We start from the raw sequence: 20,082 nt of genomic DNA, 5'->3' as shown, positions 1-20,082 counted from the left end.
ACGATGAAATCAAGCATTAGTAAAACCAGTGGAACTTACCCTGACACGGATTTCCACTGGTTTTTACGATTTTTATCAGACTAACTTCCACTTTTATTGGCGATGGAAGTTAGTTTGGGAATTTAGCTAAAATAGAATAACACTTCATTTTATAAGATTAAAAACTTACACATTGAAAACGTTTTACAATTTCTTGATTTTAATAGTCAAAAGATATATAATTTAGCTAAAGTTAATATATTAGCGTTTACTAATAAGAACTTAAAGAGTATAACCCAAAGGAGAAATCTAAATGAGCAACAAACCTTACTCTATCGGACTTGATATCGGAACAAACAGTGTCGGATGGGCCGTCATTACGGATGACTATAAGGTGCCATCGAAAAAGATGAAAGTTCTGGGCAATACTAATAAACATTTTATCAAAAAAAATCTGATTGGAGCTTTATTATTTGATGAAGGGACTACTGCTGAAGATAGACGTCTGAAACGAACCGCGCGCCGTCGCTATACCCGTCGAAAAAATCGTCTTCGCTATCTTCAAGAAATCTTTTCTCAGGAAATAAGCAAGGTGGATAGTAGTTTCTTTCATCGATTAGATGACTCCTTTTTAGTTCCTGAGGATAAGAGAGGAAGTAAATACCCTATTTTTGCTACCTTGGAGGAAGAAAAAGAATATCACAAGAAATTTCCAACTATCTATCATTTGAGAAAATACCTTGCGGACTCAAAAGAAAAAGCTGACTTGCGCTTGATCTATCTGGCATTAGCTCATATGATTAAATATCGCGGGCATTTTTTATACGAAGATACATTCGATATTAGAAACAATGATATCCAAAAAATATTTAACGAGTTTATAAGCATTTACGACAACACTTTTGAAGGAAGTTCACTTAGCGGACAAAACGCACAAGTAGAAGCAATTTTTACAGATAAAATCAGTAAATCTGCAAAGAGAGAACGCGTTCTAAAATTCTTTTCTGATGAAAAGTCCACTGGTTTGTTTTCCGAATTTCTCAAGTTAATTGTAGGAAATCAGGCTGATTTTAAAAAACATTTTGACTTAGAAGAAAAAGCCCCACTACAATTCTCTAAAGATACCTATGATGAGGATTTGGAAAACTTACTCGGACAAATTGGAGATGACTTTGCAGACCTTTTCCTAGTTGCTAAAAAACTCTATGATGCCATTCTTTTATCAGGAATCTTAACTATTACAGATCCTTCAACCAAGGCTCCATTATCAGCATCTATGATTGACCGCTATGAAAATCACCAAAAAGACTTGACTGCTTTAAAACAATTCATCAAAACAAATCTTCCAGAAAAATATGATGAAGTTTTTTCTGACCAATCTAAAGATGGATATGCTGGATATATCGATGGTAAGACCACTCAAGAAGCATTTTACAAATACATCAAAAATCTTCTCTCTAAACTCGAAGGAGCAGACTATTTCCTTGATAAAATTGAACGTGAAGATTTCTTGAGAAAACAACGCACCTTTGATAATGGTTCTATTCCTCATCAAATTCATCTTCAAGAAATGAATGCCATTATCCGTCGACAAGGAGAACATTATCCATTTCTGCAGGAAAATAAAGAAAAGATAGAGAAAATCTTGACCTTCCGTATCCCTTACTACGTTGGCCCATTGGCTCGTAGCAATCGTGATTTTGCTTGGCTTACTCGAAATTCTGGCCAAGCAATTCGCCCCTGGAATTTTGAAGAAGTTGTTGATAAAGCAAGATCTGCAGAAGACTTCATCAATAAGATGACTAACTATGATTTGTATCTTCCAGAAGAAAAAGTTTTGCCTAAGCATAGTCTGTTATATGAAACATTTGCTGTCTATAATGAATTAACAAAAGTAAAATTTATTGCAGAAGGATTGAGAGACTATCAATTCCTTGATAGTGGACAGAAGAAGCAAATTGTCACTCAATTATTCAAAGAGAAAAGGAAAGTAACAGAAAAAGACATCATACAGTTTCTACACAATGTTGACGGCTACGATGGAATCGAACTAAAAGGAATTGAAAAACAATTTAACGCCAGTCTATCTACTTACCATGATTTGCTCAAAATTATCAAGGATAAGGAGTTTATGGATGATGCTAAAAATGAAGAGATTCTTGAAAATATCGTCCACACGCTAACTATCTTTGAAGATCGTGAGATGATCAGGCAACGTCTTGCTCAGTATAATTCTCTCTTTGATGACAAAGTAATCACGGCACTAACTCGTCGACATTATACTGGTTGGGGAAAACTCTCTTCTAAGCTGATTAAGGGAATCCGTGATAAACAAACTGGCAAAACGATTCTTGATTATCTGATTGATGACGGTAAGAACAATCGCAACTTTATGCAGTTAATCAATGATGATGGGCTTTCTTTTAAAGAAATTATCCAAGAATCACAAGTGGTTGGTAAAACAGACGATGTGAAGCAAGTTGTCCAAGAACTTCCAGGAAGCCCTGCCATTAAAAAGGGAATTTTACAAAGTATCAAGCTTGTCGATGAGCTTGTCAAAGTTATGGGCCACGCTCCCGAGTCCATTGTGATTGAGATGGCACGAGAAAATCAGACAACTGCCAGAGGGAAAAAGAATTCTCAACAAAGATATAAACGCATTGAGGATGCACTAAAAAATCTAGCACATGGGCTTGATTCAAATATATTAAAAGAACATCCAACAGATAATATTCAACTTCAAAATGACCGTCTCTTCCTTTACTATCTCCAAAATGGGAAGGATATGTACACTGGGGAACCTCTTGATATCAACCAACTAAGCAGCTGTGACATTGACCACATCATCCCTCAGGCCTTTATAAAGGACGATTCGCTCGATAACCGTGTCCTGACTAGTTCAAAAGATAATCGTGGTAAATCCGATAATGTTCCAAGTTTAGAGATTGTTCAAAAAAGAAAAGCTTTTTGGCAACAGTTATTGGATTCCAAATTGATTTCAGAACGTAAATTTAATAATTTGACTAAGGCTGAACGAGGTGGATTAGATGAGCGAGATAAAGTTGGCTTTATCAGACGCCAACTAGTTGAAACACGGCAAATAACAAAACACGTTGCTCAGATTTTGGATGCTCGCTTCAATACAGAAGTGACTGAGAAGTATAAGAAGGATCGTACCGTCAAAATCATCACTTTAAAATCCAATCTAGTTTCCAACTTCCGTAAAGAATTTAGACTATACAAGATACGGGAAATCAATGACTACCACCATGCACATGATGCCTATTTAAATGCAGTAGTTGCTAAGGCTATCCTTAAGAAATATCCTAAACTAGAGCCTGAATTCGTCTATGGTGACTACCAAAAGTATGACCTTAAGATATACATCTCCAGAACCAAAGATCCTAAAGAAGTTGAAAAAGCAACTGAAAAGTATTTCTTCTACTCAAACTTGTTGAACTTCTTTAAAGAAGAGGTGCATTACGCAGACGGAAGCATCGTAAAAAGAGAGAATATCGAATACTCCAAGGATACTGGAGAAATCGCTTGGAATAAGGAAAAAGATTTCGCTACAATCAAAAAAGTTCTTTCACTTCCGCAGGTAAATATTGTGAAGAAGACAGAGGTGCAAACACATGGTCTAGATAGAGGTAAACCTAAAGGATTGTTCAATTCTAATCCATCTCCTAAACCTTCAGAAGATAGTAAAGAAAATCTTGTTCCAATTAAGCAAGGGCTTGACCCACGAAAATACGGTGGTTACGCTGGTATTTCTAACTCATACGCTGTCCTAGTTAGAGCTATTATTGAAAAAGGAGCGAAAAAACAACAAAAGACAGTGCTTGAGTTTCAAGGTATCTCTATTTTAGATAAAATAAATTTTGAAAAGAACAAGGAAAACTATCTTCTTGAAAAAGGATACATAAAAATTCTATCAACTATTACTTTACCTAAATATAGTTTGTTTGAGTTTCCTGATGGCACGAGAAGAAGACTAGCAAGTATTCTATCAACAAACAATAAACGAGGAGAAATTCATAAAGGTAATGAATTGGTCCTCCCCGAAAAGTATACGACTCTTTTATATCATGCTAAGAATATTAATAAAACACTTGAACCAGAACACTTAGAGTATGTTGAGAAACATCGAAATGATTTTGCTAAACTTTTAGAATCTGTACTTGATTTTAACGATAAGTATGTAGGTGCATTAAAAAATGGAGAAAGAATCAGACAAGCATTTATTGATTGGGAAACAGTTGATATCGAAAAGTTATGTTTCAGTTTCATTGGTCCAAGAAATAGTAAAAATGCTGGTTTATTCGAGTTAACTTCACAAGGAAGTGCTTCTGATTTCGAGTTTTTGGGAGTAAAAATTCCACGCTACAGAGACTATACACCTTCATCACTCCTCAACGCCACCCTTATCCACCAATCCATCACTGGCCTCTACGAGACTCGGATTGACTTAAGCAAACTAGGAGAAGACTGATGGGATGGAGAACCGTTGTTGTCAATACGCACTCTAAACTCTCCTACAAGAACAACCACTTAATTTTTAAAGATGCCTCTCGAACAGAATTGATTCACCTGTCCGAGGTGGACATCCTGCTTTTGGAGACAACAGATATCGTTCTCTCCACTATGCTGATAAAGCGCTTGGTAGATGAAAATATTCTGGTTATCTTTTGTGATGATAAACGCTTGCCAACAGCCTACTTAATGCCTTACTATGGTCGACACGATTCCAGTTTGCAACTCTCTCGTCAAATCACATGGTGCGAGGAGGCTAAAGCACAAGTTTGGACTACCATTATTGCACAAAAAATTCTCAATCAAGCCTTTTATCTAGGAAGTTGTGGTTTTCTGGAAAAGAGCCAGTCCGTCATCGATCTCTATCATGGGTTGAATTTGTTTGATCCTAGTAACCGGGAGGGACACGCAGCTCGTATTTATTTCAACACCTTGTTTGGAAATGATTTTAGTCGTGAGCAAGATAGTGATATCAATGCTGCCTTGGACTACGGCTACACCTTGATTTTGAGTATGTTTGCGCGTGAGATTGTTTTGTCTGGCTGCATGACTCAGTTTGGCTTGAAACATGCCAACCAGTTCAATCAATTCAACCTAGCTAGTGATATTATGGAGCCTTTCCGTCCAATTATTGACAGAATTGTCTATGAAAATCGAAACAGTTCTTTTGTCAAAATCAAACGAGAACTTTTTACTATTTTCTCAGATACCTTTCACTACAATGGTAAAGATATGTACCTGTCCAATATCATCAGTGACTATACTAAGAAAGTTATCCAAGCTCTCAACCAACCCGAGAAAGGAGTTCCTGAGTTTAGGATATGAGTTATCGATATATGCGTATGATTTTAATGTTTGATATGCCAGTTGATACCGCAGAGGAACGCAAGGCCTATCGGAAATTTCGTAAGTTCCTCATAGATGAGGGATTTATCATGCACCAATTCTCCATCTATAGCAAGCTCTTGCTCAACAACTCTGCTAATAACGCCATGATTGAGCGACTCAAGACTCATAACCCTAAAAAGGGGAACATTACTCTCTTAACCGTTACAGAAAAACAGTTTTCTCGTATGATTTACTTAAATGGTGAGCGAAATACTAGTGTAGCAAACTCCGACGCACGCTTGGTCTTTCTGGGAGAGGAGCCTAGAGATGAAGATTAATTTCCCACTACTGGATGAACCATTAGCTATTGAAAATGCAACTTTTTTAGTGCTGGAAGACCAGTTTACCTTTTCAACTATCGTCAAGCAGTTCTACCAATATACTGATGATGGAGAGTTGAAGTTGTTTGATAGAAATCTAAAAGCTCTGAAAGAGTCCGAGTTACTAGTGATAACGGACGTCTTAGGATACAATCTCAACTCACCTGTCATGCTTAAATTGATACATGCTGATTTAGAAAATCAACTCAATGACAAGCCCGAAGTCAAGTCCATGATTGAAAAGTTGGTTGCTACGATTACAGAATTGCTGGCATTTGAGTGTTTGGAAAACGAGTTAGACCTAGAGTATGATGAAATCACCATTCTAGAGTTAATCGATGCACTTGGTGTCAAAGTCGAAACCCTGAGTGATACGCCTTTTGAAAAGATGCTAGAAATTGTCCAGATTTTTAAATATCTTTCGAAAAAGAAACTCCTTGTCTTCATCAATGCATCCGCCTATCTATCAAAGGATGAGTTAGTAAATCTGATAGAGTATATCCAACTAAATCAACTAAGGGTTTTATTTATCGAACCTCGAAAAGTCTATGATTTTCCGCAGTATGTGCTGGATCAAGACTATTTCTTGAACCCTGAAAATATGGTATAATAAGAGTAACAATTGGAACCTAACGAGCTGAAGTCTGGCTGGGACGAATGGCGCGATTACGAAATTTCGTGAGAAAAATTTTTCTGCGAGGTTTTAGAGCTGTGTTGTTTCGAATGGTTCCAAAACGCCGTAGTTGATAAATCAAACACTTTGCCCGTTTTAGAGCTGTGTTGTTTCGAATGGTTCCAAAACTCAAATCAGTGATGACAGTTTAGCATTATTGTTTTAGAGCTGTGTTGTTTCGAATGGTTCCAAAACCACGTTGACCCGTATCCTTATCTTGCTAAAGTTTTAGAGCTGTGTTGTTTCGAATGGTTCCAAAACTCGAAGTTTTTATCTGCCAAGGCTTCCATTGTTTTAGAGCTGTGTTGTTTCGAATGGTTCCAAAACGGTCGGCTAGTATGGTAGACAATGTATTTGGTTTTAGAGCTGTGTTGTTTCGAATGGTTCCAAAACCGCCATACGGTTGTGAGTGGTGATACCCTGTGTTTTAGAGCTGTGTTGTTTCGAATGGTTCCAAAACTATCTTTCATGATAAAGATATTGATACGAGGTTTTAGAGCTGTGTTGTTTCGAATGGTTCCAAAACTTGGTTTGTAGAACAGTATGCAGCTAACAAGTTTTAGAGCTGTGTTGTTTCGAATGGTTCCAAAACTGTAGTTGATTTTGCAGCCTTTCGCTATGAGTTTTAGAGCTGTGTTGTTTCGAATGGTTCCAAAACATGTGATTGTCGCAGATTGGAAATACATTAGTTTTAGAGCTGTGTTGTTTCGAATGGTTCCAAAACCTAAAATCAAACCGTTTGATGATTTCTTTAGTTTTAGAGCTGTGTTGTTTCGAATGGTTCCAAAACGTTAAGCATTTCTCGGACAGCTGTCGTAATGTTTTAGAGCTGTGTTGTTTCGAATGGTTCCAAAACTTATTTAAATGTTCGTCTTGAACAATTGCGTTTTAGAGCTGTGTTGTTTCGAATGGTTCCAAAACCTGCGATTGGAAAACAATGGCTCTGGTATCGTTTTAGAGCTGTGTTGTTTCGAATGGTTCCAAAACCTGAAGATGAGTTTGATAGAATAGCCATGAGTTTTAGAGCTGTGTTGTTTCGAATGGTTCCAAAACAAGTTAGAAAAGAACCAGAATTACCCTTTAGTTTTAGAGCTGTGTTGTTTCGAATGGTTCCAAAACTGAGTATGCTGATGATCTAACTGCTTGGCTGTTTTAGAGCTGTGTTGTTTCGAATGGTTCCAAAACGCTAATTATATTCCGGATAAGTTATAAGCTGTTTTAGAGCTGTGTTGTTTCGAATGGTTCCAAAACAGATTTCATAGTGGGAACCCATGCGTGTATGTTTTAGAGCTGTGTTGTTTCGAATGGTTCCAAAACTCTTTTCGATTGCTTGCCCGCATAGTTGAAAGTTTTAGAGCTGTGTTGTTTCGAATGGTTCCAAAACCTTTGAGGTGGTGGACTTTTGGCGAGAGCCGTTTTAGAGCTGTGTTGTTTCGAATGGTTCCAAAACCTTGCCGTTGCCGGGCTTATCCGTGGATGAGTTTTAGAGCTGTGTTGTTTCGAATGGTTCCAAAACATACAACGATACAAATATTAAGCGTCGTTTGTTTTAGAGCTGTGTTGTTTCGAATGGTTCCAAAACAACAGACACTACACTATATCGTAGCTATGCGTTTTAGAGCTGTGTTGTTTCGAATGGTTCCAAAACCTCTATATGAAATACATAAGTAACCTTAAAGTTTTAGAGCTGTGTTGTTTCGAATGGTTCCAAAACTTTCTGATTTGATGGTTTCTGCTTTTGGAAGTTTTAGAGCTGTGTTGTTTCGAATGGTTCCAAAACAAGAGAATAAAGGAGTTGGAAGATGAAAATGTTTTAGAGCTGTGTTGTTTCGAATGGTTCCAAAACACATTAAAAGCTACTCATTTTTTAAGTAGCTTTTTTCTTATTCACGTTTACATATTAGTTGTCACATTCCCATTCCCTTGTAGAAAAGCAAAACTGCGAGTCCTACGAATAACACCACCGCTACCAGTCTCTGACTAGCACTATACATCCGTCTTTCTCCTCGAACTGGAAAGATAACTGCTAGAAATGCTCCACCGACTGCACCTCCGATATGGCCTGCTAGACTGATTCCTGGAATCAGAACACTTCCAATAATGTTAACCACAAAAAGTGTCAGATAGGATTGACCCAACTGCTGGATATAAGGATTACGCGTTGCATAGCGAAGAACAATAATCGCAGCAAATAATCCATAGAGAGAAGTTGAGGCTCCTGCTGCTAAGGATTGGGGACTAAATACAAAAACGAAGAGATTGCCCATCATTCCTGATAAAAGATAGAGAAAGAAAAACTTCTTGGATCCGAAAATCTCCTCTACTTGCCTACCAAGATAATAGAGCGAAAGCATATTGACAATAAAATGCTCCCATCCAATATGAACAAAAATAGCCGAAATGAGACGCCAAACCTGCTCAGGAAAGAGGCGAATGGCAGGCCCATACATGGCTCCAAATCGAAATAGGGTGTCTGCCCTGTCAAAGTTTCCGCCTGTAGTCACCAGCATTAGTAGAAACACCAAGGCCGTCACTAATAGGAAAAGACTCGTCATAGGGTAACGTCTATCAAAGATTTCCTTCATCAATTAATACCTCCTCAACAGGAATATCATGGTTTTCAGGAATAAAGTCCTGAACTTGACAAGAATAAACCGTACTTAAAGTATGACCGGAAAACTGTTCCAGATAGCGATCATAATAACCTCCACCGTATCCAATCCGATAGCCATCCGTCGTAAAAGCCAAGCCAGGAACATGAATCAAATCAATCTGAGAGGCATCCACAACTTCCAGATCTCCCTTTGGCTCCAGTAATCCAAAGGAAGTTTTTATCAACTGCTGTGGATGATAGACCACAAAGTCCATACGCCCCTTGGGATAGGTTTTGGGTATCAGAACCTTCTTGCCGTCCTTCAGCGCCTGCTCAATCAATCCCTGCGTTTGAAACTCATGAGGAAAAGAGAGATAGGTTGCGATGACCTTGGCTTCTTGGTAAAAGGAGTGTTGTAAAAGTCGTTCTGTTAAAGCTTGGTCGATAGGCTGTTTTTGTTCTCGAGGTAATACCTTCATTTCTTGCAAGACTTGCTTACGTAATTCAGATTTCATAGACACCCCCCTCTACTCTGCTGCCTTCTTTTTCAGGAAACTAGAGACCGCATCAACCCCAATAGCTAAGGCTTCTTCCTTAGGACTCATCTGAGGGTGATGAAGGGCATAGGGACTATCAATCCCAAGCCAAAACATAACCCCATCAACCTTTGAAAGGAGATAACCAAAGTCCTCACCTGTCATTGCAGGCTCGATATCAATCAACTCAATTCCGTCTTTTTCTTCAAAGAAGTCCATCAGTTCACGCGCCAAGGCTGGATTATTCTCAACAGGTAAGTAACCACCTTGTTTGAGTTCCACTTCGACTTCCATATCGAAGGCAGCTGCAACGCCTTCTGCAACTGTTTTGACCCTTTTTTGCACCAAGAGACTCATGCCCTGTGTCAAGGCCCGAATAGTCCCATGCAAAAAGGCTGTGTCTGTGATGACATTGTTAGTTGTTCCAGCCTGAAAAACGCCAAAGGTCACCACCGCTCCCTCGATTGGGTTAACATTGCGGCTGACAACTGACTGCACCTGGGTTACAAAGTAACTAGCAGCCACCAAGGCATCATTAGCTTCATGCGGAAAGGCTGCGTGTCCCCCTTTTCCTTTGAAACGAATCTTCACCTCACAGGTTCCTGCAAAGAGAGTGTGTGTATTGGTCGCAATCTGGCCAACCTTCAAATCCGGCCGAACATGGAGACCATAAAATTGATCTGGTAACCAGTTTCCAAAAGCCCCGTCCTCATACATGAGCATACCACCAGCTTCATTTTCTTCAGCAGGCTGAAAAAGAAAGAGCAGATTGTTCTTTGGTTGCTCTTCAAGGGCTCGCTCAAGACAGCCTAAGGCAATGGTCATGTGGAAATCATGGCCGCAGGCGTGCATACGACCTTGGTGTTGGGAAGAAAAAGGTAGTCCTGTTTGTTCGACAATAGGCAGGCCATCAATATCTGTTCTCCAGCCAATGGTCCGCTCTGGCTGACTACCCTGTAAGTAGACCAAAATACCTGTCCGCCAAGTTCGAACTTGGACAAAAGCCTTGCCCGCAGTCAATTTCTCAATCACATCCAGCAAATAAGCCTGAGTCTTGAACTCCTCCAAGCCAATTTCAGGAATTTGGTGTAAATCTCGTCTTGTTTGAATTAAATCTAACATCTATCTGTCCTCCTATATAGCAGAAAGAGGCTGGAAAAGGGTTCCGCCTCTATTTTTCTTTTACAATTACAAGGTACGAAGAGCATCCTCTAACGCTGTTTTTTGTTGGGTTTGGGCATCAATCTCCTTGATAATACGAGCTGGAACACCTGCTACCACCACGTTTTCTGGGACATCTTGGGTAACAATAGCTCCTGCTGCAACAACTGAACCACTACCGATTTGGACTCCTTCGATGACCACTGCATTAGCGCCGATGAGAACATTGTCTCCGACACGGACTGGTTCTGCGCTAGCTGGCTCAATCACACCTGCCAAAACTGCACCTGCACCAACGTGACTATTTTTCCCAACTATAGCACGGCCACCAAGGATAGCGCCCATGTCAATCATAGTTCCTGCACCAATTTCAGCACCAATATTGATAACAGCTCCCATCATGATAACAGCATTATCACCAATTTCAACTTGGTCACGAATAATAGCGCCTGGCTCGATACGAGCGTTGATAGTACGTTTATCTAGCAAAGGAACGGCAGAATTACGAGCAACTTGCTCAACAACATAGTCTTGATTTTCTACCAAACCATCTAGAAGCGGAGCCACATCCTTCCAGTCTCCGAATAGGACATTCCCTAGTTTGACAACAGAGCTTGGTACAGCAGTTGCGAGTTGTCCCTCAAAGGTTACCTTAACACTGGTTTTCTTTTCAGCATTGGCGATAAATTGGATAATTTCTTGAGCGTTCATTTTCGTAGCAGTCATAGGCGCCTCCTAGTTCATTATAATGATACCTATTCTACCAAAAAAGGCCTCAAATTTGAAGCCTTTTTGTTTGTTTTTAGGTATGATTTTTAGGGATGTGAGATAAAACGTGCTGTCGGTAAAAGCAAGCCCCTACCGATACAACCTAAAAACACTCTTCACAACTATCTCCCCGTGTTTTATTGACTACTCTAGTATAGCACACTTTTAGAATTAAGAAAAGACTTTTTATTTACTTTCTTTCGCTTCTTCTACCGATAGGAAAATCATAGGCAAAATAATCATGACCATAGCTAAAAGAAGGGACCAATCCACTACCAAGCCTAAAAATAAAACACTCAAAAGGGCAGAAGAGAGAGGTTCACTAGCACTGATAACGGAAACCACCAAAGGAGAAACCAAGGACACAGCCTTCATGGAAATAAAAAAAGCAAAAGCCGTCCCAAAGAAAGCGATAATGAGACAAATCAAAATACTCAAAATATCAGGAGTAAAGGAAAGTTGATAAACCGGAGAAAGGACATTGCTAAACAAACCTGCCAAAATCATCCCCCACCCAACCGTGGGAACAAAACCATAACGCTTAGCAAAAGGTTGGGGCAAGATAACATTAAACATAACCCCCATGGCACTCAGCAGACCTGTTATAAGAGCTAATGGAGTCATAGATAAGCGAGAGAGATCTCCCTTTGTCGCCATCAAACAAACACCTAGCATGGCAACCAAAACATAGAAAATAGCGCTTTTTGAGGCTCGTTTTTGATAAACCAAACGATTGTAAAAGAGGATAAAGACAGGACTGATGAATTGTAAAATAGTTGCTGTCGCTGCATTTGAGTATTCTACGCAGAGATAGAAAAAATACTGAACTGAAAAAATTCCCAAAATAGCATAGGCTAAAAAGGGTAGGAAATTTTTCTTATCTCGCCAAATATCTAGCACTTGCGATTTTAATTGTATTGCAGACCAAATGAGCACAAGACTTCCTGCCAGTGTCAAACGCATAGAGGTAATCCATCCCGAAGATACCTGATAATGAGTAAAGAAATACTCTCCTAAAATTCCACAGATTCCCCAGATTAAGCCGGATAGGAGCGAATAAATAGTTCCTTTAACAATCTTTTTCTGATACTGATTCATACCTTTATTGTAACACGAAAGGAAAAAAGAAAAAAGTGGCAATCCATTGATTCACCACTTCATATAGAAAAATCTAAAGAACTTATCGTCTCGTCGTTGAAGAAGAAGGTCTAGTAGCGCTTGAATTGCTACTATTATTAGAACTACTACTTGAGCTTGGTGTAGATGAGAAACTACCAATAATACTTGACCAAGCGTTTTGGTAATCTGCTTCACTTCCTCCAATAGCAAAGTGATAGCTTGTCGTAGGGGCTCCCGTCTTGTTAGCCCAATAACTCGTTACAGTAGAACCTGAAAGATCAACTGTTTTTCCATTAGCAGATACTTTTCCCGGCTTCTGTCCTGTAGATCTGAGGACCTGAGACTGAGTCACACTAGAATCAAGATTAAAGCGTTCATTGCCCCAAACACCAGGTTCAGCCTGTTGGATAGCATTGACCAAGTAAGCCATATATTTGGCATTTCGATAATGCCCAGCCCCCTTAGCCATCGGGCGATTATCATCATGACCTAGCCAACCACCTAGAGTCAATCTTGGTGTCGAAAGCATGAGCCACATATTTTCATCTTCATTGGTTGTACCAGTCTTACCAATCCAGTCTGCACGAGCTAAGCTTGAATTGATAGAAGCCAAGTCCGTTTGAAAACTTGAAGTGATTCGAGATGAAATCACCTCACGAAGCAAACTCTGCATAATCGTTGCTGTTGCCTTCGAGTACACTTGAACTGGTTTGTCTTGGAATTCATAGATTACTCTACCGTCAGATGATTCAATCTTAGAAATTACATGTTTCTGATGATAGACACCGTTATTGGCAATTGTTTGATAACCATTGGTATGCTGGGCAACTGTGACTTCAATACCACCACCCATAGGCAGACTTTCAATACCGTATTCCGGAATTTCGTAACCCATTTTCTCCATATAACCCTTGACATCCACGCCCTTCTCACGAAGCATGCGATAGGTCCAATAAGCTGGAATATTCCACGAATAGTTCAGGGCTTCCCCCAAGGTCATCATGCCTGTACCTGGACTGTTTACATACATGATAGGATTTCCATTAGAGAATTTTGTCGGATAATTGGACAAGATACTAGCGCTACCCATCAAGCCTTGGTCAATGGCAATACCGTAGGCCAGTAAAGGTTTGGTTGTAGAGGCAGGAGAACGCTTAGTGTCAAAGGCGTGATTGTTTTGGTTTATCTGATAATTACGACCACCAACGAAACCTAGAACAGCCCCTGTTTTATTGTCCATCAAAACATTCCCTACTTCAGGCTGACCAGTCGCATCATCTACCAAACGACCGTAGTTAGCAACTGCATTTTGCATGGCTGTATGGATTTTTTTATTGATTGTTGTAGTGATTTTGTAGCCGCCATTACTTAGTTCTTGCTCAGCTCGCTCATGATAGGCCTTTTGAATCGACTCGTTTTTCAACTCTTGGCTAGAGACATTATCCTGTTGAACTAAATAATCATACATACGGTCTGTCGCTTCAGCCATAGCCGTAAAGTAGAGATAATCCCTCGAAACAACATTGACAGTACCTGATGGCAAGAAGTCTTGTTTGAGATTATAATCCTTGTACTGGTCGTATTCTTCCTGAGTCAGAGCACCCGTACGGTACATGTTATAGAGAACATCCTTGGCCCGCTTCAAGCCAAGCTCTAAGTCTTCATCACTCTTTAACTCTCCAGTATTTTCATAAGGGGAATAAGTAATCGGACTCTGGGGCAAACCTGCTAGGAAGGCAGCTTGAGGAATACTCAGCTTGTTGGCATCGATACCGAAAATCCCTTCAGCAGCTTGCTGGGCACCTGCAATATTCTGCCCTTTATGATTTCGACCAAAGGGAGCAACATTGAGATAAGTCGTCAAGATTTCATCCTTGCTCATACTCCGTTCCAAGGCAAGGGCATCGACAATTTCTGTAGCCTTACGAGCCAAAGTCGGAGCATCTCCGACCACTTGTTGCTTGATTAACTGTTGGGTTAAGGTAGATCCTCCACTAGATGAACCCAAACCTGCAAAGGTCCCCAAAGTCGCCCGAATCACAGCTTTTGGCACAACCCCTTTATGTTCAAGAAAATGTTCGTCCTCAGTTGCAACGATAGCCTTTTTGAGATTATCCGATATTTCTTCAGATGAAACGGAAGTTCTCAGTAGGTCACTCTCAATAGAAGCAATGACACTGCCATCTGCATAAACAATTTCTGAGATGGAAGAAATATGTTTAACCTGCTTGACCAAGTCCTCCGATTGGGGGACCTTGGCTTTATCAAACAAAGCAACCCCATAACCAAGAGCTACACCAGCACCAAAAAGCCCGCCGATAAAGCCTAGAATAAAGAGAGTATTCAAAATCCCCTTAATAGCAACTAAAATGCCACCCAGGATAGACAGGATTTTCCTACCTGTCACATCCGACTTCTTCTCTTCTGAGACTTTCTCTGATTTTTTATGATTTATTTTTGATTTTACTAGCTGGAAAAATTCCAGCATTTTTTGTTTTAATTCATTTAATTGATTTTGCATGGATTTCCTCACTCTATCTATTATACCATAAAAGGTAAACTTTCAATAAAATAGCCACTTTCTTCCCTATTCTACTAGGCTATTGCCAAAGTTTGTGATACAATAGGTAGAAACAATATTTTATAAAGGAGAAAAGACACATGCACATTTTTGATGAGCTAAAAGAGCGTGGTTTGATTTTTCAAACGACTGATGAAGAAGCTTTGCGTAAAGCCCTAGAAGAAGGTCAAGTTTCTTATTATACTGGCTACGATCCAACTGCTGACAGCCTTCACTTAGGTCACCTTGTCGCAATCTTGACAAGTCGTCGCTTGCAGTTAGCAGGTCACAAACCATATGCGCTCGTTGGCGGTGCTACAGGTCTCATCGGAGATCCGTCCTTCAAAGATGCTGAACGTAGTCTCCAAACAAAAGACACAGTAGATGGCTGGGTCAAGTCTATCCAAGGACAACTTTCTCGCTTTCTTGACTTTGAAAATGGTGAAAATAAAGCTGTCATGGTCAACAACTACGACTGGTTTGGCAGTATCAGCTTCATTGACTTCCTCCGTGATATCGGAAAATACTTCACTGTCAACTACATGATGAGCAAGGAGTCTGTGAAAAAACGGATTGAAACAGGGATTTCTTACACTGAGTTTGCCTACCAAATCATGCAAGGATACGACTTCTTTGTCCTTAACCAAGATCACAATGTTACCCTGCAAATCGGTGGATCTGACCAATGGGGAAACATGACAGCTGGTACCGAATTGCTTCGTCGTAAGGCTGACAAGACTGCCCACGTTATTACTGTCCCACTGATTACAGACGCAACTGGTAAGAAATTTGGTAAATCAGAAGGAAATGCTGTTTGGCTCAATCCTGAAAAGACTTCTCCATACGAAATGTACCAATTCTGGATGAACGTCATGGATGCTGATGCTGTTCGCTTCTTGAAAATCTTTACTTTCTTGTCATTAGACGAGATTGAAGACATCCGTAAACAATTCGAAGCAGCACCACACGAACGCTTGGCTCAAAAAGTCCTCGCTCGTGAAGTTGTGACTCTTGTTCACGGAGAAGAAGCTTACAAAGAAGCCCTTAACATCACTGAACAACTCTTCGCAGGAAATATCAAAAACCTTTCTGTCAAAGAACTCAAACAAGGACTTCGTGGCGTGCCAAACTACCAAGTACAGGCAGACGAAAATCACAACATCGTTGAACTTCTTGTATCTTCTGGCGTGGTTAACTCAAAACGCCAAGCCCGTGAAGACGTACAAAATGGAGCTATCTACGTCAACGGCGACCGCATCCAAGACCTTGACTATGTCTTGAGTGACGCAGATAAGTTGGAAAACGAACTGACTGTTATCCGTCGTGGGAAGAAAAAATACTTTGTATTGACTTACTAAACTGTTCAACATTGATCTATAAATAAAGGAGTTAACCTCGAGAAAGGTAACTCCTTTTTGTTGTTGATAAGCACATCTATCTAGGCTTAATAGACAGACTACGTAGGACTATGCGCAAGGTTGTTAGATTATGTAGGATAGAGAGGTTTGAAGGACTGAGCCAATTAAACAAGCCAAAGCCAATCAAACTACTATTTACGACAACGGTATCTTGAATATTCTTCTTGATGAGTGTTTGCAAAGATGATGATAGCCAATCCAACTCTTGGAAGAAATCCAAGCGATTATCTAACAATAAGATATCGCTCATCTGCTTAGAAATGTCTGCACTCTCATTCATCACCACACCGATATCTGATAGGGTTAGAGCCGCTGAGTCATTCAACCCATCCCCAACCATCAAAATAGTGTGACCTGCTTTCTGCAGTTCCTCTACTAACTCAAATTTTCCATCAGGTTTCAAGTCTGTATAGACCTGATCAAAGGGCAAATCTTTGACTAATTCCTCTGTTCTAACCAAGGTGTCCCCTGTTGCCAGAATCAATTTTTTCCCTTGTGCCTTAAGTTTCTCCAAGGCTGCTTTTGCTTCTTTTCTCAAAGGAGTATGAATACAGAACATTCCAATCAATTCATTCTGATAAGCCAAGAATAAGAGATTATAGTGACTCTTGTACTCTTCAATTAAAGCATTTTGTTCTGAACTGATATGAATTTGCTCATCCTGCATCAAAACATAATTCCCAATAAGAACTGGTTGCCCATCTATATGAGATTTGATCCCCTTGCTTGCGATATATTGGAGTTTCCCATGCATTTCCTCATGTTCAATTCCCTCTATCTCAGCTTGCTTGACGATAGCATTAGCAATAGGATGATAAATGTGTTCCTCAAGACAGGCACTGATTCTGAGAATATCTTCCTCACTATAGTCCCCAAAAGGTAACACCTTTTCAACTATAGGATAACTAGTTGTGATTGTTCCCGTCTTATCAAACAAGAAAGTATCAACTTCCAGATATTTCTCCAGAACATCCCCATCCTTAATCACCATTTCACGATTCAACCCTTCCTTGATAGCTGTCAAATAAGCTACAGGAGTAGAGATTTTCAAAGCGCAGGAGAAATCGACCAATAGGAAAGAAATAGCCTTAGAAAAAGAACCTGTTAATAGGTAAGTCAGACCAGCCCCCAAGAAATTATATTTGACGACCTTATCCGCCATCTTGATGAAATAGCGTTGTTTCGTTTTCTTGTTTTCTTCAGATTTCTTCATCAACTCAATCAGTTGTAAAATCCGGCTGTTCATCTGATTATCGGTTACACGAATGCGTAATTCTCCAGTTTCTAATACTGTATTTGCACAAACCAAATCAGACTCTCTTTTTTCAACTGGAAAACTCTCTCCTGTCAAGGAACTTTCGTTGACCATACCTAAACCTGAAACTACTTGTCCATCAAACAGAATTTCATTTCCTTGAGATAGGACCAAGACATCTCCTATTTGAACATCGGAACTCTTGATACTAACAACCGTATCGCCCTGTACTAGGAATACATCGCTCTCTTTTGCAAGAAGGCTTTGTTCTAAATCTGTTGCCGTTTTTTTCAAGGACCACTGATCTAAATGATTCCCCAAATCAAGCATAAACATGATATTGCTAGCTGTCTTGGATTGGTTCATAAACAAGGACAAGAAAATCGCCGAACAGTCCAAGACCTCCATCGTTAGTTCCTTACGCGCTAGTGTTTGATAGGCTTCTCTAATATAGCCAAAAGCCTGATAACAAGTCCATATATAGCGAATAGGATACGGCACAAAACTACGAAAAAGTATACGCTTAATCGCTGCACCTGAAACAATAGAATAAGCACTCTCTTCTCTACGAATGGGAAGAGTCATCAACTCAGAAACTTTCCCTTTATCAATTCTTTTTAAAAAGGCTTCTGCATTGTCTAATACAGAGAAGCCTTCTTTTATACGTAGAGTAAAGTGCTGTTGATCCATGTAAAACTGGATGGACTCAATCCCCTTTTCATCTCTCGCCAAGGAACGAAGATAGTCTTGAATATCCAAGGTGAGTGAAAAAGAAGATGATAGTCGGATATGTTGGTATCCTCTATGTAGCACTTTAAAAGACATATTATTCCCCTATAAGGCTATCTAATTGCTCTTCTTTTTTCTCTTGCTCGTACAAATATTTGGCATCTTGCAAGACATCGTCTCCATGTTGTTTCACAACAGAAACAGATGCATCTAGCCCGTCTTTCAACTTGTAAGCCTTAGCCAAAGCTTTAGAATAACCTTTTTTAGCTTCCTTACTTGCTAAGATTTTCAAGCCAAGGGTACCAAATGCGACACCACCCAAAAAGAGTGATGATTTTTTCGCAACTTTTGCGACGGTTAGTACTTCTTTTAACATACTTATTTCCTCCTTATCATTATTATATAGCAATTTAGATATAAAAGCAATGTCATTTCATAAATTGGAGAATTATACTCAATGAAAATCAAAGAGCAAACTAGGAAACTAGCCGCAGGCTGTACTTGAGTACGGCAAGGCGACGTTGACGTGGTTTGAATTTGATTTTCGAAGAGTATTAGTTTTATTTCTACTGAATCTCCCATCTACTTATTCCTAAAGTTGCTTTCATTTGCCTCTTTTGATACACTTAAACTATGAATACAAACCTCAAACCTAAACTTCAGCGTTTTGCTTCTGCAACTGCCTTTGCCTGCCCCATCTGTCAAGAAAATCTGGCTCTTCTAGAGACTAGTCTCAAGTGCTGCAATCGTCATTCTTTTGACTTGGCGAAATTTGGCTATGTCAATCTGGCACCTCAAATCAAGCAATCTGCTAACTACGACAAGGAAAACTTTCAAAACCGACAACAAATTCTAGAAGCTGGATTTTACCAAGCTATCTTAGAGGCCATCTCTGATTTACTTTCAAATTCAAAAAATGCCAAAACAATCTTGGATATCGGTTGTGGTGAAGGTTTTTACTCTCGCAAACTTCAAGAGGTTCATCCTGACAAGACCTTTTACGCCTTTGATATTTCCAAAGATTCGGTCCAAATCGCTGCCAAGAGCGAACCCAACTGGGCAGTCAATTGGTTCGTTGGTGACTTGGCTCGCCTTCCTATAAAAGATGCTAGCATGGATATCCTGCTTGATATCTTCTCACCTGCCAACTATGGAGAATTTCGTCGCGTTTTATCCAAAGACGGTATCTTGATAAAGGTTATCCCAACTGAAAATCACCTCAAGGAAATTCGTCAGAGGATACAAGACCAGCTGACAAAGAAGGACTATTCCAACCAAGATATCAAAAATCATTTCCAAGAACACTTTACCATCCTATCTAGCAAAACTGTCTCTCTGACTAAGACTATCACATCAGAGCAGCTCCAAGCCCTACTCAGCATGACACCCCTTCTCTTTCACGTTGACAAAAGCAAGATTGACTGGAGCGATTTGACAGAGATTACCATTGAGGCTGAGATTTTGGTTGGGAGAGCACTGTAATTGACATATACAAAAACCGCATTTCAAGAAGATCTGCGGTTTTAAATTTCAATTTTTAAACTATCTAT

Annotated in this window: 14 protein-coding genes and 1 CRISPR repeat array; of the genes, 6 read left to right on the top strand and 8 right to left on the bottom strand. The window is 39.7% G+C overall.

Features of this window, described 5'->3' with window-relative positions; genetic code table 11:
• The first annotated feature begins 292 nt into the window (after nucleotides 1-292).
• The 4 genes from cas9 to csn2 are packed head-to-tail and all read left to right on the top strand — an operon-like array spanning nucleotide 293 to nucleotide 6,330.
• The gene (cas9, locus tag QM959_RS07385) at nucleotides 293-4,471 is read left to right on the top strand and encodes a type II CRISPR RNA-guided endonuclease Cas9 (protein ID WP_414372423.1); all 4,179 of its coding nucleotides are present in this window, start codon (nucleotides 293-295) and stop codon (nucleotides 4,469-4,471) included.
• On the top strand, nucleotides 4,471-5,337 hold the full coding sequence (gene cas1, locus QM959_RS07380; RefSeq protein ID WP_414372421.1) for a type II CRISPR-associated endonuclease Cas1: 867 nt from the start codon (nucleotides 4,471-4,473) through the stop codon (nucleotides 5,335-5,337). Before cas9 ends, cas1 begins: the two co-directional genes overlap by 1 nt.
• Nucleotides 5,334-5,678 carry a CRISPR-associated endonuclease Cas2 gene (cas2, locus tag QM959_RS07375; protein ID WP_002895389.1) on the top strand — a complete coding sequence of 115 codons (345 nt, stop codon included), beginning with the start codon at nucleotides 5,334-5,336 and terminating at the stop codon, nucleotides 5,676-5,678. Before cas1 ends, cas2 begins: the two co-directional genes overlap by 4 nt.
• The gene (gene csn2, locus QM959_RS07370; protein WP_414372419.1) at nucleotides 5,668-6,330 is read left to right on the top strand and encodes a type II-A CRISPR-associated protein Csn2; all 663 of its coding nucleotides are present in this window, start codon (nucleotides 5,668-5,670) and stop codon (nucleotides 6,328-6,330) included. Before cas2 ends, csn2 begins: the two co-directional genes overlap by 11 nt.
• A 90-nt stretch (nucleotides 6,331-6,420) precedes the next feature.
• Nucleotides 6,421-8,239: direct repeats of the CRISPR family, unit length 36 nt; unit sequence GTTTTAGAGCTGTGTTGTTTCGAATGGTTCCAAAAC.
• 61 nt (nucleotides 8,240-8,300) lie between these two features.
• Here csn2 and QM959_RS07365 read toward each other — a convergent pair.
• From QM959_RS07365 to pbp1b, 6 genes are all read right to left on the bottom strand, one after another.
• Complete coding sequence (locus QM959_RS07365; RefSeq protein ID WP_414372418.1) at nucleotides 8,301-8,978, bottom strand: rhomboid family intramembrane serine protease; 678 nt, start codon at nucleotides 8,976-8,978, stop codon at nucleotides 8,301-8,303.
• On the bottom strand, nucleotides 8,962-9,501 hold the full coding sequence (locus tag QM959_RS07360; protein WP_414372416.1) for a 5-formyltetrahydrofolate cyclo-ligase: 540 nt from the start codon (nucleotides 9,499-9,501) through the stop codon (nucleotides 8,962-8,964). The genes QM959_RS07365 and QM959_RS07360 overlap by 17 nt, the downstream gene beginning before the upstream one ends.
• A gap of 12 nt (nucleotides 9,502-9,513) precedes the next feature.
• Complete coding sequence (locus QM959_RS07355; protein WP_414372415.1) at nucleotides 9,514-10,644, bottom strand: N-acetyldiaminopimelate deacetylase; 1,131 nt, start codon at nucleotides 10,642-10,644, stop codon at nucleotides 9,514-9,516.
• A 66-nt stretch (nucleotides 10,645-10,710) separates the two neighbouring features.
• Nucleotides 10,711-11,409, bottom strand: coding sequence for a 2,3,4,5-tetrahydropyridine-2,6-dicarboxylate N-acetyltransferase (gene dapD / locus QM959_RS07350; RefSeq protein ID WP_414372413.1), 699 nt, complete (start codon nucleotides 11,407-11,409; stop codon nucleotides 10,711-10,713).
• A 228-nt stretch (nucleotides 11,410-11,637) separates the two neighbouring features.
• Nucleotides 11,638-12,549, bottom strand: coding sequence for a DMT family transporter (locus QM959_RS07345; protein ID WP_414372411.1), 912 nt, complete (start codon nucleotides 12,547-12,549; stop codon nucleotides 11,638-11,640).
• Nucleotides 12,550-12,631: 82 nt separating this feature from the next.
• Nucleotides 12,632-15,091: a penicillin-binding protein PBP1B gene (gene pbp1b, locus QM959_RS07340; protein ID WP_414372409.1), complete on the bottom strand. Its 2,460-nt coding sequence runs from the start codon at nucleotides 15,089-15,091 to the stop codon at nucleotides 12,632-12,634.
• 140 nt (nucleotides 15,092-15,231) lie between these two features.
• Between pbp1b and tyrS the strand changes: the two genes are divergently transcribed.
• A complete protein-coding gene (tyrS, locus tag QM959_RS07335) occupies nucleotides 15,232-16,488 on the top strand; it encodes a tyrosine--tRNA ligase (protein ID WP_247935465.1) in 1,257 nt (418 codons plus the stop codon).
• A gap of 76 nt (nucleotides 16,489-16,564) precedes the next feature.
• Here tyrS and QM959_RS07330 read toward each other — a convergent pair whose 3' ends face one another.
• Complete coding sequence (locus QM959_RS07330; RefSeq protein WP_414372407.1) at nucleotides 16,565-18,628, bottom strand: heavy metal translocating P-type ATPase; 2,064 nt, start codon at nucleotides 18,626-18,628, stop codon at nucleotides 16,565-16,567.
• A gap of 1 nt (nucleotide 18,629) precedes the next feature.
• Nucleotides 18,630-18,908 carry a DUF6110 family protein gene (locus QM959_RS07325; RefSeq protein WP_000910910.1) on the bottom strand — a complete coding sequence of 93 codons (279 nt, stop codon included), beginning with the start codon at nucleotides 18,906-18,908 and terminating at the stop codon, nucleotides 18,630-18,632.
• A gap of 257 nt (nucleotides 18,909-19,165) precedes the next feature.
• Between QM959_RS07325 and QM959_RS07320 the strand changes: the two genes are divergently transcribed.
• Nucleotides 19,166-20,014: a putative RNA methyltransferase gene (locus QM959_RS07320; RefSeq protein WP_414372405.1), complete on the top strand. Its 849-nt coding sequence runs from the start codon at nucleotides 19,166-19,168 to the stop codon at nucleotides 20,012-20,014.
• The last annotated feature ends 68 nt before the right edge of the window (nucleotides 20,015-20,082 follow it).

The organism is Streptococcus mitis, from assembly GCF_047459985.1.
Classification (GTDB): Bacteria; Bacillota; Bacilli; order Lactobacillales; family Streptococcaceae; genus Streptococcus; species Streptococcus mitis_DZ.
This window is presented reverse-complemented; position numbering and strand designations above follow the sequence as displayed.

Coding starts and splice junctions, on each gene's coding strand:
- QM959_RS07365 (WP_414372418.1), bottom strand. CDS start 8,978: ATGAAGGAAATCTTTGATAGACGTTACCCTATGACGAGTCTTTTCCTA.
- cas1 (WP_414372421.1), top strand. CDS start 4,471: ATGGGATGGAGAACCGTTGTTGTCAATACGCACTCTAAACTCTCCTAC.
- tyrS (WP_247935465.1), top strand. CDS start 15,232: ATGCACATTTTTGATGAGCTAAAAGAGCGTGGTTTGATTTTTCAAACG.
- QM959_RS07355 (WP_414372415.1), bottom strand. CDS start 10,644: ATGTTAGATTTAATTCAAACAAGACGAGATTTACACCAAATTCCTGAA.
- cas2 (WP_002895389.1), top strand. CDS start 5,334: ATGAGTTATCGATATATGCGTATGATTTTAATGTTTGATATGCCAGTT.
- QM959_RS07325 (WP_000910910.1), bottom strand. CDS start 18,908: ATGTTAAAAGAAGTACTAACCGTCGCAAAAGTTGCGAAAAAATCATCA.
- QM959_RS07320 (WP_414372405.1), top strand. CDS start 19,166: ATGAATACAAACCTCAAACCTAAACTTCAGCGTTTTGCTTCTGCAACT.
- QM959_RS07330 (WP_414372407.1), bottom strand. CDS start 18,628: ATGTCTTTTAAAGTGCTACATAGAGGATACCAACATATCCGACTATCA.
- QM959_RS07360 (WP_414372416.1), bottom strand. CDS start 9,501: ATGAAATCTGAATTACGTAAGCAAGTCTTGCAAGAAATGAAGGTATTA.
- dapD (WP_414372413.1), bottom strand. CDS start 11,409: ATGACTGCTACGAAAATGAACGCTCAAGAAATTATCCAATTTATCGCC.
- csn2 (WP_414372419.1), top strand. CDS start 5,668: ATGAAGATTAATTTCCCACTACTGGATGAACCATTAGCTATTGAAAAT.
- cas9 (WP_414372423.1), top strand. CDS start 293: ATGAGCAACAAACCTTACTCTATCGGACTTGATATCGGAACAAACAGT.
- pbp1b (WP_414372409.1), bottom strand. CDS start 15,091: ATGCAAAATCAATTAAATGAATTAAAACAAAAAATGCTGGAATTTTTC.
- QM959_RS07345 (WP_414372411.1), bottom strand. CDS start 12,549: ATGAATCAGTATCAGAAAAAGATTGTTAAAGGAACTATTTATTCGCTC.